Annotated in this window: 30 protein-coding genes and 1 tRNA gene; 8 read left to right on the forward strand and 23 right to left on the reverse strand. The window is 59.9% G+C overall.

All coding sequences use genetic code 11. The features are described 5' to 3' along the window. The first annotated feature begins 46 nt into the window (after nt 1–46). Nucleotides 47–2,257, forward strand: coding sequence for an RNA degradosome polyphosphate kinase (locus AC0V6X_RS02000; protein WP_486182920.1), 2,211 nt, complete (start codon nt 47–49; stop codon nt 2,255–2,257). Further along, nucleotides 2,254–3,813 carry a Ppx/GppA phosphatase family protein gene (locus tag AC0V6X_RS02005; protein ID WP_486182921.1) on the forward strand — a complete coding sequence of 520 codons (1,560 nt, stop codon included), beginning with the start codon at nt 2,254–2,256 and terminating at the stop codon, nt 3,811–3,813. Before AC0V6X_RS02000 ends, AC0V6X_RS02005 begins: the two co-directional genes overlap by 4 nt. Before the next feature lie 3 nt (nt 3,814–3,816). Here the strand turns inward: AC0V6X_RS02005 and AC0V6X_RS02010 are convergent, their stop codons facing one another. After that, nucleotides 3,817–4,701: a queuosine precursor transporter gene (locus tag AC0V6X_RS02010; RefSeq protein WP_486182922.1), complete on the reverse strand. Its 885-nt coding sequence runs from the start codon at nt 4,699–4,701 to the stop codon at nt 3,817–3,819. A gap of 72 nt (nt 4,702–4,773) precedes the next feature. Between AC0V6X_RS02010 and AC0V6X_RS02015 the strand changes: the two genes are divergently transcribed. Next, a tRNA-Arg gene (locus tag AC0V6X_RS02015) sits at nt 4,774–4,850 on the forward strand. A 170-nt stretch (nt 4,851–5,020) separates the two neighbouring features. Here the strand turns inward: AC0V6X_RS02015 and AC0V6X_RS02020 are convergent. The 9 genes from AC0V6X_RS02020 to leuC form a co-directional block, all read right to left on the reverse strand. After that, nucleotides 5,021–5,809 carry an NUDIX hydrolase gene (locus tag AC0V6X_RS02020; protein WP_486182923.1) on the reverse strand — a complete coding sequence of 263 codons (789 nt, stop codon included), beginning with the start codon at nt 5,807–5,809 and terminating at the stop codon, nt 5,021–5,023. 441 nt (nt 5,810–6,250) lie between these two features. Then, the gene (gene grxD / locus AC0V6X_RS02025) at nt 6,251–6,583 is read right to left on the reverse strand and encodes a Grx4 family monothiol glutaredoxin (protein WP_486182924.1); all 333 of its coding nucleotides are present in this window, start codon (nt 6,581–6,583) and stop codon (nt 6,251–6,253) included. Between the two features lie 38 nt (nt 6,584–6,621). After that, nucleotides 6,622–6,855: a BolA/IbaG family iron-sulfur metabolism protein gene (locus tag AC0V6X_RS02030; protein ID WP_486182925.1), complete on the reverse strand. Its 234-nt coding sequence runs from the start codon at nt 6,853–6,855 to the stop codon at nt 6,622–6,624. A gap of 5 nt (nt 6,856–6,860) precedes the next feature. Continuing rightward, entirely contained in the window at nt 6,861–7,184 is a 324-nt protein-coding gene (locus tag AC0V6X_RS02035; RefSeq protein WP_486182926.1) for a DUF1476 domain-containing protein, read from the reverse strand. 67 nt (nt 7,185–7,251) lie between these two features. Next, complete coding sequence (locus AC0V6X_RS02040; RefSeq protein WP_486182927.1) at nt 7,252–8,250, reverse strand: NADPH:quinone oxidoreductase family protein; 999 nt, start codon at nt 8,248–8,250, stop codon at nt 7,252–7,254. A 30-nt stretch (nt 8,251–8,280) separates the two neighbouring features. Beyond that, entirely contained in the window at nt 8,281–8,880 is a 600-nt protein-coding gene (leuD, locus tag AC0V6X_RS02045; protein WP_486182928.1) for a 3-isopropylmalate dehydratase small subunit, read from the reverse strand. Nucleotides 8,881–8,903: 23 nt separating this feature from the next. Beyond that, nucleotides 8,904–9,119 (reverse strand): isopropylmalate isomerase, encoded by a 216-nt coding sequence (locus tag AC0V6X_RS02050; RefSeq protein ID WP_486182929.1) that lies wholly within the window; start codon nt 9,117–9,119, stop codon nt 8,904–8,906. Nucleotides 9,120–9,146: 27 nt separating this feature from the next. After that, complete coding sequence (locus tag AC0V6X_RS02055) at nt 9,147–9,941, reverse strand: hypothetical protein (RefSeq protein WP_486182930.1); 795 nt, start codon at nt 9,939–9,941, stop codon at nt 9,147–9,149. Further along, nucleotides 9,938–11,368 carry a 3-isopropylmalate dehydratase large subunit gene (leuC, locus tag AC0V6X_RS02060; protein WP_486182931.1) on the reverse strand — a complete coding sequence of 477 codons (1,431 nt, stop codon included), beginning with the start codon at nt 11,366–11,368 and terminating at the stop codon, nt 9,938–9,940. The genes AC0V6X_RS02055 and leuC overlap by 4 nt, the downstream gene beginning before the upstream one ends. Before the next feature lie 138 nt (nt 11,369–11,506). Here leuC and AC0V6X_RS02065 point away from each other — a divergent pair, with 138 nt between their 5' ends. The 5 genes from AC0V6X_RS02065 to AC0V6X_RS02085 all read left to right on the forward strand — a co-directional run bounded on the left by AC0V6X_RS02065 (nt 11,507) and on the right by AC0V6X_RS02085 (nt 14,076). Then, nucleotides 11,507–11,908, forward strand: coding sequence for an acyl-CoA thioesterase (locus AC0V6X_RS02065; RefSeq protein WP_486182932.1), 402 nt, complete (start codon nt 11,507–11,509; stop codon nt 11,906–11,908). Nucleotides 11,909–11,972: 64 nt separating this feature from the next. Next, nucleotides 11,973–12,797 carry a fatty acid desaturase gene (locus AC0V6X_RS02070; RefSeq protein ID WP_486182933.1) on the forward strand — a complete coding sequence of 275 codons (825 nt, stop codon included), beginning with the start codon at nt 11,973–11,975 and terminating at the stop codon, nt 12,795–12,797. Further along, a complete protein-coding gene (locus tag AC0V6X_RS02075) occupies nt 12,794–13,294 on the forward strand; it encodes a sterol desaturase family protein (protein WP_486182934.1) in 501 nt (166 codons plus the stop codon). Before AC0V6X_RS02070 ends, AC0V6X_RS02075 begins: the two co-directional genes overlap by 4 nt. 9 nt (nt 13,295–13,303) lie before the next feature. Further along, the gene (locus tag AC0V6X_RS02080; RefSeq protein ID WP_486182935.1) at nt 13,304–13,654 is read left to right on the forward strand and encodes a hypothetical protein; all 351 of its coding nucleotides are present in this window, start codon (nt 13,304–13,306) and stop codon (nt 13,652–13,654) included. A 29-nt stretch (nt 13,655–13,683) separates the two neighbouring features. Continuing rightward, a complete protein-coding gene (locus AC0V6X_RS02085) occupies nt 13,684–14,076 on the forward strand; it encodes a hypothetical protein (RefSeq protein ID WP_486182936.1) in 393 nt (130 codons plus the stop codon). Nucleotides 14,077–14,079: 3 nt separating this feature from the next. Here the strand turns inward: AC0V6X_RS02085 and AC0V6X_RS02090 are convergent, their stop codons facing one another. The 13 genes from AC0V6X_RS02090 to pspA form a co-directional block, all read right to left on the reverse strand. Next, a complete protein-coding gene (locus AC0V6X_RS02090; protein ID WP_486182937.1) occupies nt 14,080–14,427 on the reverse strand; it encodes a YbaN family protein in 348 nt (115 codons plus the stop codon). A gap of 5 nt (nt 14,428–14,432) precedes the next feature. After that, nucleotides 14,433–14,849: a SufE family protein gene (locus tag AC0V6X_RS02095; RefSeq protein WP_486182938.1), complete on the reverse strand. Its 417-nt coding sequence runs from the start codon at nt 14,847–14,849 to the stop codon at nt 14,433–14,435. Nucleotides 14,850–14,896: 47 nt separating this feature from the next. Further along, nucleotides 14,897–15,148, reverse strand: coding sequence for a hypothetical protein (locus tag AC0V6X_RS02100; RefSeq protein ID WP_486182939.1), 252 nt, complete (start codon nt 15,146–15,148; stop codon nt 14,897–14,899). Further along, nucleotides 15,145–15,492 carry a hypothetical protein gene (locus tag AC0V6X_RS02105; protein WP_486182940.1) on the reverse strand — a complete coding sequence of 116 codons (348 nt, stop codon included), beginning with the start codon at nt 15,490–15,492 and terminating at the stop codon, nt 15,145–15,147. Before AC0V6X_RS02105 ends, AC0V6X_RS02100 begins: the two co-directional genes overlap by 4 nt. Nucleotides 15,493–15,562: 70 nt before the next feature. Beyond that, nucleotides 15,563–15,868 (reverse strand): hypothetical protein, encoded by a 306-nt coding sequence (locus tag AC0V6X_RS02110; RefSeq protein WP_486182941.1) that lies wholly within the window; start codon nt 15,866–15,868, stop codon nt 15,563–15,565. Then, on the reverse strand, nt 15,868–16,242 hold the full coding sequence (locus AC0V6X_RS02115) for a hypothetical protein (RefSeq protein WP_486182942.1): 375 nt from the start codon (nt 16,240–16,242) through the stop codon (nt 15,868–15,870). Before AC0V6X_RS02115 ends, AC0V6X_RS02110 begins: the two co-directional genes overlap by 1 nt. Further along, complete coding sequence (locus AC0V6X_RS02120; protein WP_486182943.1) at nt 16,239–16,595, reverse strand: hypothetical protein; 357 nt, start codon at nt 16,593–16,595, stop codon at nt 16,239–16,241. The genes AC0V6X_RS02115 and AC0V6X_RS02120 overlap by 4 nt, the downstream gene beginning before the upstream one ends. Then, nucleotides 16,595–16,909: a hypothetical protein gene (locus tag AC0V6X_RS02125; RefSeq protein ID WP_486182944.1), complete on the reverse strand. Its 315-nt coding sequence runs from the start codon at nt 16,907–16,909 to the stop codon at nt 16,595–16,597. Before AC0V6X_RS02125 ends, AC0V6X_RS02120 begins: the two co-directional genes overlap by 1 nt. A gap of 33 nt (nt 16,910–16,942) precedes the next feature. Continuing rightward, the gene (locus AC0V6X_RS02130; RefSeq protein ID WP_486182945.1) at nt 16,943–17,200 is read right to left on the reverse strand and encodes a hypothetical protein; all 258 of its coding nucleotides are present in this window, start codon (nt 17,198–17,200) and stop codon (nt 16,943–16,945) included. Nucleotides 17,201–17,230: 30 nt separating this feature from the next. Then, nucleotides 17,231–17,491, reverse strand: coding sequence for a hypothetical protein (locus AC0V6X_RS02135; RefSeq protein ID WP_486182946.1), 261 nt, complete (start codon nt 17,489–17,491; stop codon nt 17,231–17,233). Between the two features lie 52 nt (nt 17,492–17,543). Continuing rightward, nucleotides 17,544–17,921 (reverse strand): envelope stress response membrane protein PspC, encoded by a 378-nt coding sequence (gene pspC, locus AC0V6X_RS02140; RefSeq protein ID WP_486182947.1) that lies wholly within the window; start codon nt 17,919–17,921, stop codon nt 17,544–17,546. Continuing rightward, nucleotides 17,921–18,223 (reverse strand): envelope stress response membrane protein PspB, encoded by a 303-nt coding sequence (gene pspB, locus AC0V6X_RS02145; RefSeq protein ID WP_486182948.1) that lies wholly within the window; start codon nt 18,221–18,223, stop codon nt 17,921–17,923. The genes pspC and pspB overlap by 1 nt, the downstream gene beginning before the upstream one ends. A 2-nt stretch (nt 18,224–18,225) precedes the next feature. Next, nucleotides 18,226–19,242 carry a phage shock protein PspA gene (gene pspA, locus AC0V6X_RS02150; protein WP_486182949.1) on the reverse strand — a complete coding sequence of 339 codons (1,017 nt, stop codon included), beginning with the start codon at nt 19,240–19,242 and terminating at the stop codon, nt 18,226–18,228.

Raw genomic sequence — 19,242 nt, forward strand, 5'->3', positions numbered from 1 at the left:
TTACATCCCCGCCAAACTTGCCCCTTGAGGAGCCCCGCGCCGCGTAATGAGCAGCCAGCCAATCTCGAATGAACAGCCCGTCTCTGCTGCGTCCCCGCCTTCGGTGCCAGCAGCCGCGATTGCGCCTGGGGGAGAGGCTTATTTCAACCGCGAATTGTCATGGTTGGCGTTCAATGAGCGGGTTCTGGCAGAGGCCTGCAATGCAAAATATCCGCTGCTCGAACGGCTGCGGTTTCTGTCGATTTCCGGCAGCAATCTCGACGAGTTCATGATGATCCGCGTCGCAGGGCTGGTGGGCCAAGCGCAGCGCGGAATCGACAAACCGGCGATTGACGGGCGCACCCCGACCCAGCAGCTCTCAGCCATCCGGGAAAAGCTCGCGGACCTGTCTGCACGTCAACAGGACATCTGGCGAGATCTTCGCGATCAACTGGCTGAGACCGACATCCACATCGCCGACGAACGCCGGGTGAAACCCGCCGCGCATAGATGGCTGGAGGCGTTCTTCCTTGAAGAGATTCTCCCGGTCATCACTCCGCAGGCTTTGGACCCCGCACATCCGTTCCCCTTCGTTCACAATGAAGGGATGGGGCTGCTCTTTACTCTGAGCCGGGATTCAGATGAGGAGCAGATCCTTGAGATGATCCTGATCCCGACCGCACTGCCGCGCTTTGTGCGTGTGCCCGGCGATATCGCGGGGCCGGGCGAAGCGGTCTATATCTCGATTGCGAGCCTGATCCAGCGCTACGCCAAGAACCTTTTCCCCGGCTTTACCATCGTCGGCGACGGGCTGTTCCGCGTGTTGCGCGACAGCGACATCGAGATTGAGGAAGAGGCAGAGGATCTGGTCCGCACCTTCCGCAGCGCGATCCAGCGGCGGCGTCGGGGGCAGGTGATCCAGTTGGAGCTGGAGGAGGATTTCGACGCTCAGGGTGAGGCGATCCTGCTCGAACAATTGGGCGTCCACGAAGCTGCCGTCATCAAGACCGACGGCATGATTGGCATCGACGGCCTGGCAGAGATCGTTGACGAGGACCGGCCCGATCTCAAATTCGACGCCTATTCCCCGCGCTATCCTGAACGGATCCGCGAACATGACGGTGACGCCTTTTCCGCCATTCGCGAGAAGGATATCGTCATCCACCACCCTTACGAAAGCTTCGAAGTGGTGGTCGACTTTATCCGGCAGGCCGCTGCTGACCCCGATGTCGTTGCGATCAAGCAGACGCTCTACCGCGCAGGCTCACAATCGGCTGTCATCAACGCGCTGATCGAAGCGGCGGAGAACGGCAAGTCCGTCACCGCCGTGGTTGAGCTGAAAGCGCGTTTCGATGAGGAGCAGAACCTGAAATGGGCGACCAAGCTGGAGCGGGCGGGCGTTCAGGTGATCTACGGCTTCACCGATTGGAAGACGCACGCCAAAGTCGCCATGGTTGTGCGGCGTGAAGACAGTGGTTTCCGGACCTATTGCCACTTTGGCACCGGCAACTACCACCCGATCACCGCCAAGATTTACACCGATATGAGCTTCTTTACCGCCGACCCCAAACTGGGGCGCGATGCGGCGAAGATGATGAATTTCGTCACCGGCTATGTCGAGCCCAGCGAGCTGGAGAGGATCGCCATCGCGCCGCTCAACCTGCGTGAGGAAATCTATAAGCGGATCGATGCTGAAATCTCCAACGCGACCAAGGGCAAGCCCGCTGCGATCTGGATGAAGTGCAACCAGATAACGGATAGCGGCGTCATCGACCGGCTTTATGCGGCGAGCAATGCGGGCGTTCAGGTCGAGCTGGTGGTGCGCGGCATTTGTTGCCTTCGCCCCGGCGTTCCAGGCCTGTCTGAGAATATCCGGGTGAAGTCGATCATCGGCCGCTTCCTTGAACACTCGCGTATATATGCCTTTGCCAATGGCGAAGCGATGCCGGGGCCGGGCGCCCATGTCTATATCTCCTCAGCCGACCTGATGGGGCGCAACCTTGATCGCCGGGTGGAATCGCTGATCCCGATCACCAACCGCACGGTCCACGATCAGATTTTGCAGCAGGTCCTGCTCGCCAATATGCTCGACACAGAACAAAGCTGGTGGCTGCACGCTGACGGCAGCTACTCGCGAGTTGAGAGCGACATGACGGACGGCAAACCCTTCAACTGTCACCGCTATTTCATGACGAACCCGTCGCTGTCCGGGCGCGGGGGAGCGTTGGAAGCGGGCGGAGTGCCCAAGCTTTCCTTGCGCCGGGGCCGCGCTGGATGAGGGCACGGAAAAAGCGCGTAGAGCGCGACGGAACTTTCGGCGGAAGCACGCCGGGCCGCGCGATAATCGACATCGGTTCGAACACGGTGCGCATGGTCGTTTATGGCGGCACCATGCGCGCGCCCACCGTGCTGCTGAACGAGAAAGTCACCGCCCAGCTTGGCCGCAACATGTCGCCCGAAGGCGCGCTCGCAAAAGAGGCGGTGCAGATCGCTATGCGCGGGCTCAAACGGTTTGCGTTGCTGCTCGAAGACCTTGGCGTAGACGATGTGGAAACCGTGGCCACCGCTGCCGTGCGTGAGGCGAGCAATGGTGCAGACTTCATCGCTGAGCTGAGAAAGCTGGGTTTCGACCCGCGCGTCCTCTCTGGCGAGGAAGAGGCCTGCATCAGCTCGCACGGCGTTGCAGGGGCGTTCCCGGACGCGCATGGCAGCGTCGCGGATCTCGGCGGTGGGAGCCTTGAACTTGTCACGCTGAACGAAGGCGAACCGGGCGGGGCGGTTTCGATGCCGCTTGGCTCGCTGCGCCTGCCCGCATTCCGCCCGGAAAGCGGCAAGGATGGCGATGCTCAGATGCGTAAGGCGCTCGAAAAGGTCATTCGCAAAGCCGGCTGGGACCTTAGCGAGGATGAGGAGAGGCGTGACCAACCGCTCTACCTCGTAGGCGGCACATGGCGCGCAATGGCGGTCTTCGCGATGGAGACGAGCGGCCATCCGCTGTCCGATCCGCATGGCTTTGAACTCTCGCCCAAGCAGGCTGGAAAAGTCGCCAAAAGGCTGGCGGAGGAAACACCGGAAAGCCTGAACGCGCTTGATCGCATTTCGACCATGCGGTCCGAAATGTTGCCCGATGCGGCGGTGCTTTTGCAGGCTTTGCTGGGACAGCTTCGTCCAAGCCGGATCATAGTCTCCTCCTGGGGGCTGCGCGAAGGGCTGCTCTACGACCGGCTGGAATCGCATGCCAAGGCGCAGGACCCACTGCTTGCCGGGGTCTCCGTCTTTGCCACTCAGCGCGGCGCGCCGCCGACCTTGGCAGCGCGCATTGCGGGTTGGACCGCCAAGGCTGCACCGCCGCGCAAATCGGGCAGTGAGCGCCTGCGTCTGGCCGCGACGACCCTGTCGCTCGCGTCGATGCAGATCGAGCCGAACATCCGCCTGCCGCAAGCCATCGACTGGGCGCTGCACAAGCGCTGGATCGCGGTGGATGGAGAAGGGCGCGCGATGCTGGCGGCGGCGATTGCTGCTAACGGAAACGCACTCGACCTGCCCAAGAGCGTCCGCTCGCTCGCCAGTGAAGAGGCTTTGGAGGAAGCAATGTGCTGGGGCCTCGCCGTTAGGCTTGCCCGGCGGCTGGGTGCGCGCTCTGGCCGGTCGCTTCAGGAAAGCCGCTTACTGGTTGAGGATGGCTCTCTCGTCCTGCGGCTGGCTGACAGCCACGCCGACCTGTTCGGCATTCCGACCGAGAAAGACATCAAACTGCTCGCAGGACGCCTGGGCCTCGATTGGAGGGTCGATATCGTCCCTGCCGATGACCTACATGCGGAGCGCGAAGAGTAACCCTCAGGCGCTCTGCTTTTCGCCTCCAAAAGGTGAGAAATCGGTGTCCGTGTCGAACAGATCGACGCCTTCCGCCTTCTTGAGCTTGTTCACGACCAGATAGGTCACAGGCGTCAACGCCGCCTCCCAAATCACTTTGAGCAGCCAATTGGTGATCATCACGGTGATCACCGCCTCGGTCGTCCAGATGCCCAAGAAAGCGATCGGGTAAAAGATGATGCTGTCGACGCCTTGTCCCACTACGGTCGAGCCGATTGTGCGGCTCCACAAGGCCTTGCCCTTGGTCCAGACCTTCATCTTCGCCATGACGTAGGAGTTGACGAACTCGCCCGCCCAAAACGCGATGATTGAGGCCGCCACAATCCGCCAGGTGCTGCCGAAAACGCTCTCATAGGTCGTTTGGCAGATCGATCCGGTGGAGCCATCGGGGTTGGTGGTGGAGGTGAGGGGGCCTTGCCCGTCAAACCCACTCGCTGCGCAGGCCCAACCATCAAAGGCGGGTAGGCTGACGACAACATAGCTCATGATGGCGAGGAAGATCATCGCCGCAAAGCCCGTCCAAATGACCCGGCGGGCGCGGGCGAAGCCGTAAATCTCGGTCAGGATGTCGCCGATGACATAGCCCAGCGGGAAGAACAGGATGCCTGCGCCATAAATGAAGATGCCGTCGGGCGCGGGCCACCATCCAGCGGGCCACCAGCTGACTTCCAGAAAGGTCAGTTTCGCTGCGCCGATAATGTTGGAGAGCAGCAAGATCGCGACAAAGGCCGCCATCACGAACTCGTAATAGCGGAACGTTACCGGGGCATGGCTGGTGGCTTGCACGCCATCATTGGGATCGTCGTCAAATTCGGCGCCGGGGTCAGCTGGGGGATCAGGCTTTTCCATCGCCCTTGCACTAGCGCGATTTGAAACTCGGGCAAAGCACGCTATTGGGCACAGCCCCATCTGTTGGGGAGCGCGCCCTTAGCTCAGCTGGATAGAGCACGGGACTTCTAATCCTGAGGTCGCAGGTTCGACTCCTGCAGGGCGCGCCAAAAAGGGGACTGTCCGAAAGGGCAGTCCCCTTTTTGGTGGGAGGCTTTTGTTTGTGCAGCCCCATCCGGGGCTGCTCCTCGGCGCTAATCCTCCGCTACGCTCCGGGCACCTGCGGGCGCGCGGTCGCGCTTGCGGCCTTGCAGGCCGTTTCTTGTGCCTCCGTTTAGACTCACCCCCGCGCAACCGTCTCCAACAGCTCGGCGGTGATGGGGTAGCCTGCATCTTCCATGATCCGCAGCATCGGCTGCTCGCCGCTCGTGTCGACTTGGGGGATGATCGTGCGCACGGGGATCGCCTCTGTCTGGGCGCGCGCTTCCTCGAAATTGGCGAACAGGGCGAGCCGTTCAAGGTTGCGGCGGGTGGGGAAGATGAGCTTGATCTCTCCTTCCTCTGCCATGTCGAGCGCGCCTTGAGCCGAGGTCCAGAACAGTCGCGTGGTCTCCGAATTGTCGGCTGAGACATCGACCGCACCAGTGCCCAGATTGGCGAGGTAAAAGCGCGTATCGTAAACGCGCGGGATGCGTTCATTCTTGGGATACCAGCGCGCAAACGGCACGATCTGCGCAAAGTCGAGCGTCCAGTCGAACGCGTCGAGTACGGGCGCGAGCTCGTTCTTTTCCTCCAGCATCGCGCGGGCGGCTGCGGCCTTGTCACCGTCGATTGCTCCGCTGAGACCAAGCGCGAGGCCCGTTTCTTCCAGAGTTTCGCGGATCGCGGCGATTTGATGCGCGGCTTCGTCGATGGACATGTCGAGGTTTTGCGCAGCGCAGACCTTCTCAGCCAGAGCGAAGTCGGCTGCATCCACCCGCCCACCGGGAAACACAGCCATGCCGCCTGCAAAGGCCATTGAACGCGCCCGCACCGTCATCAGGACCTGTGCCGCGCCCCCGTTGGGGTCGTCGCGATAGATGATGATAGTGGCGGCGGGAATGGCGTCAGGCGTTGGGTCGGAACTCATGGCGTAGAGTGATGGCCTGCTCACCTCCGCTTGCCAAGCCCGCACGTGTAGCCCTGTCGAGATTCCTTACAGCCCGGCAAGAGGTTAAAGCGCGATAACCATCTAAAGAGCTGTTTTTGCTGGGGTGGAGACTTTTGGCACGGTCGGTGCATAGTAGTTTGCGAAGAAAGTGGTCTTCGATTTGGGGTGAGGCCTTCCTGGTCTCTGGGTCTCACCTCCCCGTTTTATAAGATAGCCGCCTTGCATTTACCCGGTGCAAGGCGGTTTTCTTTTTGGGCAGCCAGTTTTTTGTCCATTTCCTTGACCACCTCCGTGGCCCTGAACAGAAACGGGCTCCCTATGGGAGCCCGCAAGGCCGACCGGCCGCCCGCAGTGACGCGACCTTCAGGTCGCATGAGCGAGGATATCGCGCCCCGGATGGGGTGCGGAAAACAAGGCCTCTCAGCCTTCCATCTTGGCCACGCCGCTCTCGTCCATCATCTGTTGCAGTTCGCCTGCTTCAAACATTTCCATCATGATGTCAGAGCCGCCGACAAATTCGCCCTTGATGTAGAGCTGCGGGATGGTTGGCCAATCGGAGAACGTCTTGATCCCCTGGCGCACTTCCATGTCCTGAAGCACATCGACGCTTTCGTACTGCACACCGCAATGGTCGAGGATAGCGACCGCGCGGCTGGAAAAGCCACATTGCGGGAAGAGCGGGGTGCCCTTCATGAACAGAACAACGTCGTTGTCGCTGACGAGGGTGGAGATGCGGTCGTTGATATCAGCCATTTGAAAAGGGCCCTTGAAAACGTGAATTGTGTTGAAGGTTAGGTGGGGACCACGGTCGTGACTTGCAAGGCGTGCAATTCCCCGCCCATGCGTCCACCCAGCGCGGCATAGACCATCTTGTGCTGCTGCACGCGGCTTTTACCGACAAATTGCGGAGCTGTGACCTTGGCGGCCCAGTGATCGTCGTCACCGGCGAGATCGGTCAATTCAACCGTTGCTCCGGGGAGGGCAGCAAGGATCGCCGCTTCGATGTCTGGACCGGCCATGGGCATCGCGGTTAGCCTTGGCTCATATACTGGCGCTTGGCTTCAACAGCCATTTCTTCGAGCTTGGCTCGGATGTCAGCCTCACTGATGTCAGCTTCCGCGGCGGTCAGATCGCCGAGCAGTTTGCGGATTACGTCTTCGTCACCGGCTTCTTCAAAGTCAGCCTGGACGACGGCCTTCTTGTAAGCCTCGGTCTCTTCCGGTGTCAGACCCATCACGCCAGCAGCCCACTCGCCCAGCAGCCGATTGCGGCGCGCGGCGATTTTGAAAGCTGTTTCTTCGTCCATTGCGAACTTGGCTTCTTCAGCGCGTTCGCGGTCACCAAAATCTGTCATATCAATCCCTTTTGAATGTCTCTTGCCAAATAGGGCTGAGCAGCCCTTCCGGCAAGGTGCGATCCGTTTAGTCTATCGTGACGACCAGCTTGCCCACAGCCTCACGGTTTTCCAGCTTGGCAATCGCTTCCCCTGCGCGTTCGAGCGGGAAGGTTTCGGAGACCAGCGGGTCGATCTTGCCTTCCTTCATCAGCGCGAAGAGTTCTTTGACCTGCTCGACAAATTTGGCCGGTTCGCGGGCGGTGAACGCGCCCCAGAAGACGCCGCAAATGTCGCAGGACTTCAGCAGAGTAAGATTCAAAGGCATCTTGGCGATCCCTGCAGGGAAGCCGACCACCAGGAAGCGGCCCTCCCATGCGATGGAACGCAGAGCAGGCTCGGAATATTGCCCGCCGACAATGTCATAGACGATGTTCGCGCCGGTCGGTCCGCAAGCCGCTTTGAAAGCGCCCGCGAGCTCCTTGGAAGCGGCCTTGTCCATCTCCTCACGCGGGTAGATGACCACTTCGTCTGCGCCGGCCTTGCGAGCGACTTCGCCCTTGGCTTCGCTTGAGACAGCGGCGACGACGCGCGCGCCATAGGCTTTAGCGAGCTCGACAGCAGAGAGGCCGACGCCGCCAGCAGCGCCAAGCACCAGCACGACGTCGCCTTCCTTGATATGGCCGCGATCTTTGAGGCCGTGAATGGTCGTGCCATAGGTCATCAGCAGCGAGGCGGCTTTTTCGAACGGTACACCGTCAGGAATTGGGAACATGCGGCCAGCAGGCACAATCGCTTTCTCGCGCAGGCCTCCATTGCCAATCCCCGCCATCACGCGGTCGCCGACTTTGTAGTTGTCGACCCCTTCGCCAACCGCTTCGACCACTCCAGCGAGTTCACCGCCGGGGGAGTAAGGGCGCTCAGGCTTGAACTGGTAAAGGTCGCGGATCATCAGCGTGTCGGGATAGTTGATCGCGCATGCTTTGACTGCGACCAACACCTCGCCCTTGCCCGGTGTCGGCGTGTCGATCTCATCCAGAGTCAGCGTCTCTGGTCCACCGACTGCATGCGTCTGGATGGCTTTCATGTGGTTCTCTCCCTTAAACCGCGTGTTCGGCTATATTTGTGTCCCGGTAGCAACCCAATTTTGGGCGGCAGCGCGTGTGTCTTCGAACTGCGTGATGGCAGCCTGGCTTTCGAGCGTCAAAGCCACTTCGTCCAGGCCATTGATCAGGCAGTGTTTGCGGAACGGGTCGATGTCGAACTCGAAACGGTCCTGAAATTCGGTTGTCACAGTCTGGGTTTCGAGGTCCACGTGGATCGGATGCCCTTCGTGAGCTACCTCCAGAAGTCGGTCCACCGCCTCTTGCGGGAGGACGACGGGCACGATGCCGTTCTTGACAGCGTTGCTAGAGAAGATGTCCGAATAGCTCGGCGCGATGATCGCGCTGATGCCCAGGTCTCCGATCGCCCATGCAGCGTGTTCGCGGCTGGAACCGCAACCAAAATTGTCGCCCGCAATCAGGATTGGCGCGCCTGCATAGGCCGGATCGTCAAAGACATTGCCCTCTTCCTCGCGGATGCTCGCAAAAGCGCCTTTGCCAAGCCCCTCGCGGGTGATGGTCTTGAGCCATTCCGCTGAAATGATGATGTCGGTGTCGATGTTCTTGGCGCCAAAGGGGATGGCTTTGCCGGAGACTTGGGCGAGTTTCTTCATGGGGCTGTCCTCAATGCGTCGCGTCAGTCGGTTTCAGGTGGTTCGCCAGAGGGGGCCTTGTCCGACTGGTCGGGGCCGTTCGAGCTGTCCTTGGGCTTCGCAAGGAAGCGCTTGCCGGCATAAAGCAAAGCGGCGGCCACAGCAGCAGAGCCAATGCCGATGGCGGTGTTGCGTGCTGTGTTGGACTTGGGTTTATCGCCGGTTTCTTCCGGGGTCTCGTCGGGGGTTTTCTTGGTCATGGGATCAAGATGGTTCCTATTATAGATCTAAGCAAGCATTGAGGGGCGCAGGCTTGAAGATACTAGCCCATGTCCCGACGCAGCAAGTTTCTTCGCCAGATCCGCGCGCGCTGCAGCGCGGCCTTCGATTACATAATCGGTTTCATCGGGCAGCAGAATGGTCAGGGAGATGATGCGAATGCGCACATTCTCGGCCAGATCACAGAATTCGGGCCGCTCTGGCACCGTGATGTTTAGCAATGCACCAACACTGCCTCGCTGCGTGACCCAACGATCAGGTATATTGGCGGGGGCCGGCAGCTCGAATGAGATGACGCCCAACCGATCAAGATTGTCATTGATGCCGCCAAAGTGCGCGACATTCTGGGCAAATGTCCGGATGATGTCGAACTGCCAGCTGCTGGCCAGATCGTCGAATTTGGCCCCGACAAGCTCGTCGCTTTCGAGATAGACTTCACACTCGAAGCCGGCATCTTGTATGGTGGCATCGACGAACAGGTCGCTTAGGCCATCGGAGGCAAGGATAAGGCTCCGTTCGGTCCGTACTACGCGATAGGCTTGACGCGTGGTGGGCCAAGCTGGCGCGCCATTAAACTCCGGGCTCACGACGTAGGAAATGACTTCGTCATCGACAGTTCCGATGTCCGACCAAAAGGCCGTACGGGCGTTGAAGAACTGCTCGTAGCGGGGATCGTCGATCGAGATCGGGCCGGGTTTCCCCTTGTCGGGCAGGGTGTTTTGCCGAGCAGCGACAGGGCCGAAGCCAAGCATGGCAAGCTTCACCGCAAGGACTGCGGCAAAAGTTCTGCGGCCTATGCTCATGTCAATTCGCGCACATCGGTCAGCTTACCCATCACCGCGGCTGCGGCGGCCATGGCGGGGGAGACGAGATGCGTGCGCGCGCCCGGACCTTGGCGGCCAACGAAGTTGCGGTTGCTGGTCGAAGCGCAGCGTTCGCCGGCGGGTACTTTGTCAGGGTTCATGCCGAGGCAGGCCGAGCAGCCCGGCTCGCGCCATTCAAAGCCAGCATCGGTGAAGACTTTGTCTAGTCCCTCTTCCTCCGCTTGTCGTTTGACCAGGCCTGAGCCGGGAACGACGATGGCCCAGCGCACCCCCGGCGCTTTGGATCGGCCTTTCAGGACCGCAGCTGCAGAACGCAAATCTTCGATGCGGCTGTTGGTGCAACTGCCGATGAAGACGTTTTCAATCGGTACATCCGTCATCGCGGTGCCCGCTTCTAGGCCCATATAGTCGAGGCTCTTTTGCGCTGCGACCCGCTTGCTTTCATCGGCAAAGTTGGATGGGGAGGGGACCGAGCCGCTGATTGGCACGACATCCTCAGGGCTGGTGCCCCAGGTGACGGTGGGCGCAATGTCCGCCGCGTTGATCGTGACCGATGTGTCGAACTCAGCGCCCGGATCGGAGTGCAGCGTCTTCCAATAGGCGAGCGCTGCCTCCCATGCTTCGCCCTTGGGTGCCATTGGCCGACCTTTGAGGTAGCGAAACACTGTCTCATCCGGAGCGATCAAGCCAGCGCGCGCGCCCGCCTCGATGCTCATATTGCAGACCGTCAGGCGCTGCTCGACGCTCATCTCCTCGAACACCTGCCCGCGATATTCGATCACGTGGCCGGTCCCGCCAGCCGCGCCAATGACGCCAATAATGTGGAGGATCAGGTCTTTGGCAGTGACGCCTTCGCCAAGCGTCCCTTCGACCTTGATCTCCATCGATTTGGAGCGTTGCAGCAGCAGCGTCTGTGTGGCGAGCACATGCTCGACCTCGCTTGTCCCGATACCGAAAGCGAGAGCGCCAAGGCCGCCATGGCTCGCCGTATGCGAGTCGCCGCAAACGATTGTGGTGCCGGGGAGCGAAAAGCCCTGCTCGGGTCCGACCACATGGACGATCCCCTGCTCTTCATCCGCATCGCCGATATAGCGGATGCCAAATTCCGGCGCGTTCTTTTCGAGCGCCGCAAGCTGAGCGGCGCTCTGTGGGTCGGCAATCGGGATTTTGCCTCCGCTTGCATCGCGGCGCGCGGTGGTGGGCAGGTTGTGATCGGGGACAGCCAGAGTGAGCTCAGGACGGCGGACGGGGCGGCCCGCTGCGCGCAACCCTTCAAAGGCCTGAGGGCTGGTGACTTCGTGGACGAGGTGGCGGTCGATATAGATGATCGCCGTCCCGTCATCGCGGGTTTCGACCACGTGATCGTCCCAGATCTTTTGATACAGTGTGCGGGGTTTGCTTGCCATTTGGGAGCGCCTTCGGGGATCGTGCTTTACGCAGGTTTCATTCCGATTAGCGGCCTCTTGGCAACACTGGCAAGGTACCAGTTCACTACGGTGCGGATTGTCATGGAATTGAAGGCAGTTTGCGCTTAACTTACACCCATGTCAGCAACGCCCTTCCGATTCCCTATCACTGTGACCCCTGACGACATCGACTTCATGGGCCATGTGAACAATGCGCGCTACTTGAACTGGGTGCAGGATGCGGTGCTGGCCCATTGGCAAGGGCTCGCCCCGGCAGAGGAGGTGGCGTCCAAAGCGTGGGTCGCTCTCAAGCATGAGATCACCTATCGCAAGCCCGCTTTCCTCGACGACGATGTGATCGCCCAGACGGTGTTGGAGCGCTTTAACGGCGCGCGCGCTTTCTATCATACGGTCATCAAGCGGGGTGAGGATGTGCTCGCCGAAGTGCAATCAAGCTGGTGCTGCATCGACGCGGAAACCCTGCGCCCGGCCCGCATTGGAGAGCATCTGCGCGAGTTCTTCCTGCCAGACAGCGACTGACGCACGACGCATTGTTATCGCTGCACTTTGCGCGATGGCCAATGGCGCACTATATGCTCTTGTAATGTCTGACGTCGCCTCTCCTTCCAAAGCGCCATTTGCTCTGCCTGCCCGCGGTATGCAGGGGGTGATCGGCTTGGCTCTGGCTGTTGCCATCGCCGGGACCTGGATTGGCATTCACATCTACGGCATGTTTATCTTTGAGCTGAGCTGGTCGAACTTGCCCTACGCGCTTGGCCTGGCGGTGGTCCAATGCTGGCTGTCGGTTGGAGTTTTCATCGTTTGCCACGACGCGATGCATGGCACTTTGGTGCCGGGCAAGGGGCGGCTCAATGCGGCTATCGGAGCGGTTCTGCTGTTCCTGTACGCAGGTTTCCGCTGGAGCATCATCCGCGATGCGCACCACACCCACCATGACCTTGCCGGGCACAAGGGTGATCCTGATTTTGATGAGGACAATCCGACCCGCTTCTTCGCGTGGTACTGGACCTTCTTTAAGCGCTATTTCGGGTGGCAATCGCTGGTCTTTGTGCACACGGTGGTGGGCATTTACTGGCTCGTCCTTGGTATCCCCATGGCGCAGATCGTTGTCCTGTATGGAGCCCCCGCTTTGCTGTCCTCTCTCCAACTGTTCTACTTTGGCACCTATCGCCCGCATCGCCATGTGGAGCGCGACGGGGAGCCCGCCATGCCCTTCGCCGACCATCACAATGCGCGCTCGGATGATTTCAGCACTCTGACCAGTCTCGCCACATGCTTCCATTTCGGCTATCATCTGGAGCATCATCACCGGCCTGATGTGCCGTGGTGGGCGCTGCCGGCGGCTCACAAAGCGCAGGTGGCGCGTCCGGTGCAGAATAGGAACGACACGAAAGAGATCGCTGCATGAGCTGGTTTGAAGCCATCGCCATCACCTTGGCCGCTTTGTGCGGGATGGAGCTGTTTGCCTGGTGGGCGCACAAATATATCATGCATGGCTGGGGGTGGGGCTGGCACCGCGACCATCACGAGCCGCATGACAATTATTTTGAAAAGAACGACCTTTTCGCCGTCGTCTTCGGGACCATCAATGCGACCATGTATATCTTTGGTGCGCTCTATTGGGAAGCGCTGTGGTGGGCGGCTTTGGGCGTGAACCTGTATGGCGTGATCTATGCGCTCATCCATGATGGGCTGGTTCACCAACGCTTCTTCCGCTGGGTCCCGAAAAAGGGTTATGCCAAGCGGCTGGTGCAAGCACACAAGCTGCACCACGCGACGATTGGCAAGGAAGGCGGCGTCAGCTTCGGCTTCGTCATTGCGCGCGATCCTTCCAAGCTGAAAGCCGAACTCAGAGCCCAACGCGAAGCGGGGGCAGCCATCTTGCGCGACAGTGTGAAGGTGTAGCTTCAGGCCATGTCAGACGCGATCGACATCAAAGGCATGTGGGAGGGATCCTACAGCTACTCCGCCACCGCAGAAATGGGCGCCACGGCGTTCAAAGCCCGTCTGGCAGAAGGTGCAGATGGCGCTGTCACCGGCATCGCGATTGAGCCAGACGAGAATGGCTTTGGTGAGGTAAAATCGGAGCTCGCCGGGACCAGAGACGGGCGCGATCTACGCCTGACCAAAAGCTATATCGATGGTGGTGAACGGTATCGCCGCCCAGTCGAATATGAAGGTCAGATCGCGGCCGACGGTCAAACGATCCAAGGCCGATGGATGTTGCCTGATGACAGCGGCACGTTTGAAATGCGCCGAGCATAAAGGGTCGTCAGTCTAGGGCAGGAGCTGGTGTGAGTGATCCGTTCAATCTGACCGGCAAATGGGATGGGGTGTTCCGATACTCTGGCTCTCCGCGCTTGCCGACTACGCCCTTTGTGGCTGACATCACGGATGATGCGGGGGCCTTCTCCGGAACCACTATTGAGCCGTTCCTCTTCACCTCCATGCACATCAGCGCGCGCATCATAGGCTGTTGCAGCGCACGAGGTGTCGATTTCACCAAGACCTATGCCGATGATGCCATCGGCTATCAGAACCCGGTGGACTATGTCGGCCAGCTCAGTGAAGACGGCAATCGTATAACCGGTGTGTGGTCATTGCTCGATGCGATAGGTGAGTTCGAAATGACCCGTGAGACGGTGGTTGAAATTGAGGTCCAAGACTCAGCTTCTGTCGATGTCTAAATCTCATTCATTGCGCGTCACGATCCAGCTGCCGATAACCACCAAGGCTCCGACTGAGAACCAGACATAGGGCTCTCCGATTGTGAAGCCGGTGAAGGCGACTCCAGCCACCAAAGTCACCACTGCGCCGATTTTGGCTTTGCGCGAAATGGCTCGGCGTTCGCGCCAGGCGATGATTTGAGGGCCAAAGCTGGGATGCTCCAGAATCTTGCGCTCCCATTCCGGATTGCTGCGCGCAAAGCAGAAGGCAGCTAGCAGAAAGAAAGGGACAGTTGGGAGCAGAGGCAGCACGGCTCCCGCGGCTCCCAAGGCAACGCTGACGATACCGGCGGCAAGGTAGAGCCACCGCATATCCTCTATTGCGCCTGAGAAATGCGAGCAGCGTGCTCTTGCACCAAAGCGATCATGTTGGGGACGCCCTGGGTGCGATTGCTCGACAATTGGTTCTTGAGATCAAACGGAGCAAGCGCGCTCATCACGTCCATTTGTGCGACATTGGCTGCGGGTTGGTCCTGCACGGCTGCGATGACCAGTGCGACGATGCCTTTGGTGATCGCGGCATTGCTGTCGGCGAGGAAGTGCAAAGTTCCCGCTCCGCCAGCATCGGTTGGATAGACCCATACCGCAGCCGAGCATCCGCGCACCAATGTTGCATCGGTCTTGAGCGCGTCGGGCATGGGTTCCAACTCACGTCCCAGCTCGATCAGGAGCGAGTACCGCTCATCGCCTTCGAGAAATTCGTATTCTTCGAGAATGTCTTCCAGAGTTCGCATGGCGTGCCATCTAGTGAGTGCAGATGGGTTTGCCTAGGACGCTGACTTTACAACTCCACGCCGCTGGCGATCGCTTCGAGCTTCTTGATCCGCTCTTTCATGTCAGCCAGCTCAATCCGAGCTGCGCCCACGCCTGCGCCGCCTTCGATCTCGGGCGAGGGGTGAGTGATGCCACTGCGCTCCATCTCCTGACGCTTAAGCTCAAGCCAGCCCTGCCAGCCGCGCAGCAGCGCAAAGGCGACGACGCAAATTCCAACCAAACAGGTGGCGGCGATAACGAGAGTGGGTTCGAGTATCATTTGCTTGTATCCTCCTTGGGGAGAGAAGGGGTTTGGGTTGATGAGGGGTCTTCGGGCACACGAAGCGCCTCAATTTCAGCGGCAATGCGCGCGCGTTCGCGGGCATCGGTGGAATTGTTGTCAGTGGCGATGCGTTCAAGGACGTGGAGCCGTTCGCGCAATTGTTTGATCTCTGCTTGGGTTTCCTCGATCTCTTGGCGGCTGGGGGCGTCTTCATCGCGCTGGCTGCCGATAAAGGTCTCATTGCCGTCTTCATCCGAGATGATCCCGGCGCGCGCCTTGGCCATCTGGACAACGCCCCAAATGACAATCCCGACGATGGCGACGATGGCCCAACCGCTCATTGTGCTGTCTCCTTGGCGGGCTGCGCGTCACGCAAGGCGTCGATGACCAGTGGTGTGTCAGCTCCAAACATCAGCCGGGCTCCTTGTCCGTCTTGGCAGCTTCAAGGGCCGGAGAGGCGCGCAGCGCTTCGATCTCGTCCGAGAGCAAAGTGCCACGATCCGTGGCAAGCCGTTCAAGCACGCGCAGGCGGTCTTCGATCATGTCGGTGCGGTCGGACAGCTGGCTTACCGCGCCTGTGTTCTTCGCCTCGCCAAACGTGCCCTCGCGTTCCCAGCGTTTGTGGGCCAGGACTTTACTGACGATCCCGTTGATCGACAGGCCAAGTACGATCAGCATCACGATGACACTGGACATGATGATCGCGATCTCAGGCATCAGGCGCTCCCTTCATCCTTGCGGTGTTCAAGACTGCGATCACGCAGGGCTTCGAATTCATTGGTGAGTTGGAAGCCACTATCCGTCACGATCCGCTCGACATTGGCGAGGCGGTCTTTCACCGCGCCGACTTCCGCGCGCAGCTCGGCGTTTTCCTGCGTCAGCAAGGCCACGCGTTGCTTGGCTTCAGGGTCGGAGACCGGATGCATCGCCTTGCCCCAGGAGTTCTCCAGCGGGTAGCCATGCTTGATCCGCAGGCGGGTCGTGTGGATCCAGCCGAAGACCCCAGCGGCGCCAAGGGCAAGGCCTCCAGCGATGATCCAGGGCAAGTTGGGGATGATGACAGCAGCTGCGTCTACGGCCTGAGGGCTCATCGTTGCTTTTCCTTTGATCCAAGGTTGAGGGGGACGCCAGCGTCGGAGGACGAGGCTCTAGGGGAGGGCGTGTCGCGGAGGGCTTCAATCTCGTCAGAGAGCGAGTAGCCGCGGTCAGTCACGATCTTCTCCAGCACGATCATGCGGTCCTGCACCTGATCGAGCTTGTCGTGCAGTTCGCGGTTTTCTTCCTTCAGGCGCTTGGTTTCCTGACTGTCCGATTTCTCGGTCTTGCCGAAGAATTCATCCTCCAGATCATAGCCATGCTTGGCGCGGATCCAGTTGTTGATCACCCATCCAGCGGTGCTGATTGCAATGATCGCGATGACAAAGCTGGGCCCACCCCAATCCATTATACCTGTTCCTTTTTGTCCATTTTGAGCGGCACACCGCTGCTGGTTTCTTCGACCGAGCGCGTGTCACGCAGAGCTTCGATCTGGGTTGCCACGTCATAGCCGCGGTCGGTGACGATGCGTTCGAGGACAGCGACGCGGTCTTCGAGCTTCTGCACCTGAGCTGCATATTGCGCCGCTTTTTCAGCTGTCGCGTCTGCGGTTGTGCCGATTTGCATCTCGGCGATCTTTTGTTTGTGCTTGGCCCAGATTGCTACAATCGGGATGGTGCAGCCAAAAACGATCGCGAGGATCGGGATCATTGTCGCATCCATGAACTTTGCCCTCCAATTCCTACCCTTTGCGCCTCAGCGCAGTTTCTCGATCTCTTCGGCCGTCCGCCGCGCGGGATCGACCGCGATTTGTTCGAGCACAGCAATCCGGTCCTGCATCAGGCTGACGGTTTCCTTGAGTTCGGTGTTTTCATGTTCGAGCGCCGGGTTGCCCGTCTCGCCGGACTTGATCTTTGCCATTTCGCGGCGGTGCGCCAGAACGGTGCTGATCGTCATGAAGAAGGCCGCGCTAAGGAAGCAGACAATCAAAAGTGCAACAATCTCATCTGGCATTGGATATGCTCCCCTTGAACCTCGCGCCGATCAGCGCAGGTCTTCGATCTCTTTGGCGGTGCGGGTGGCGGGATCGGTGGCAATGCGTTCGAGGACGGCGAGGCGGTCCTCCATCATCTCCATCCGGTCCTGCATCTGCGCTTTCTCGCTGGTGAGTTGTTCAACCTTGCGGCTGTGCTGGTAGTCGAGCGCCTTTTCGCGGTGCCGCAGCCAGCTGTCCCACATTCCGTAGATGGCCGCTGGAACGCCTACTCCGGCGAACATCAGTCCCAGCATTATTCCGGTTTCCATCGCCCTAGCTCTCTCTTCTGTGCCTTCTCGTCAGTGACCCCGCCCAAAGGGTTCAGCGCAGCTCTTCAATCTCGGCTGTCAGGCGCGGATTGTTGCTGACGTAATAGGTCTCCACATCCGCCAGCCGGCGATCGATGTCGCGGAAGCGGGCGCGGATTTCGCGGGCCGAGCGGCTCGGGCTTTGACGCACGCGCTGCCAATACTTCTCTTCCTGCTTGTCAGCGTAGAGATGCGGCGGCTTCTTTTGCAGGACAAAGCCGGCGATCAGGTAGCAGACCGCTGCCAGACCTTGGCTAGCGACGGTCAGACCCACAGCGCCAACCCGGACCCAAAAGCGTGGCACGCCTGTATATTCGGAGATCCCGGAGCAGACACCAAACAGCTTGGCGTTCAAAGTGTCGCGGTAGAGCGTTGTGCGGGGGCTATTCATCAGGCGGCTCCTTTCTTCTCAGCGATGAGCTGTTCCAGCTCTCGCAATTGTTGGTTGTCTTTGTCCTGGTCGGCCTGGAGGCGCTTGACCGGGTTGAAGCTGGGGTCGTCATGCGCAACGAGGCGCTCGACCGTGTCCATTCGCTCATCCAGCCGTTTGGCGAGGTTGTAGAGTTCCTCCAGCAGTACCTCATCATCAGAGGTGATGGTGGCGGCGGTCTTCCACCGGGTCACGTAGTGCAGGATCAACCAGGGGAGGCCGATCAAGACAGTCGGGACAACAAGGGCGGCAGTCCAATCCATTGCTATTCTCCCTTCTTCTCGGCATCGGGTTTGCCGAGGGCTTTCTTCATTTGCTCAAGCTCGTCGTCGATGGCGTCCGAGCCTGCGAGAGCTGCGATTTCGTCAGAGAGCGACGGGCCGCTCTCCTGTCCGATTTGGATCGAGTCAGCACGCCCTTCGGCGTAATCGACACGGCGTTCGAGCTGGTCGAATTTGGCCAGAGCCTCATCCGTGCGCTCAGTCGTCATCAGCGTGCGCAGCTTGACGCGGTTCTCCGCGCTTTCGAGGCGCGCTGCGATCTGCGTCTGGCGGCTGCGCGCTTCACGCAGGCGGTGCTGGAGTTTCTGGATATCCTCCTCATACGCCCGCAATGCATCGTCCAGCACAGCGATCTCAGCCTTCAGCTGGTCGGCCATGTCGGTCGCTTTCTTCTTCTCGACCAAAGCGGCACGGGCCAAGTCTTCGCGTTCCTTGGACAGTGCCAGCTGCGCTTTCTCGCCCCAATCGGCCTGGAGCCGGTCGAGCTTGATCACATGGCGGCGCATTTCCTTTTGGTCCGCAATTGTACGCGCTGCCGAAGCACGGACTTCCACCAGCGTCTCCTCCATCTCGAGGATGATCATGCGGATCATCTTTGACGGGTCATCCGCCTTGTCGAGCATGTCAGTGAAGTTCGCGGCGATAATGTCACGAGTGCGGCTAAAAATGCCCATAAAGGCTACTCCATCCAGAAACGGGTTGGTGCTGACTGCTTTCGAACCTGCAGTGTTCGAGTCGTCACCATCACTATAGTTACCGTAAGTTTGCGTCGGAGTGGGGCTTTGACGCAAGGCTTCGATTTCAGCGTCGAGGCGAGAGAGCTTGCTCTTCGACGATCCCTCTTGGCCCAAAAGGGGGTGGACCGGAGCGCTATCGGCGTTGGAACTGCTGCGCGTCGGGGTAAGCGCATCTGCGTTCTCGCCATTCGCGACTGGAGTGTTGCGCTCCGGCCCAAGTCGATCAGCGTGGGGATCTTTTGAAGGGGATTTGCTCTTGGCCAC

This window comes from Erythrobacter sp. S267, assembly GCF_057365045.1.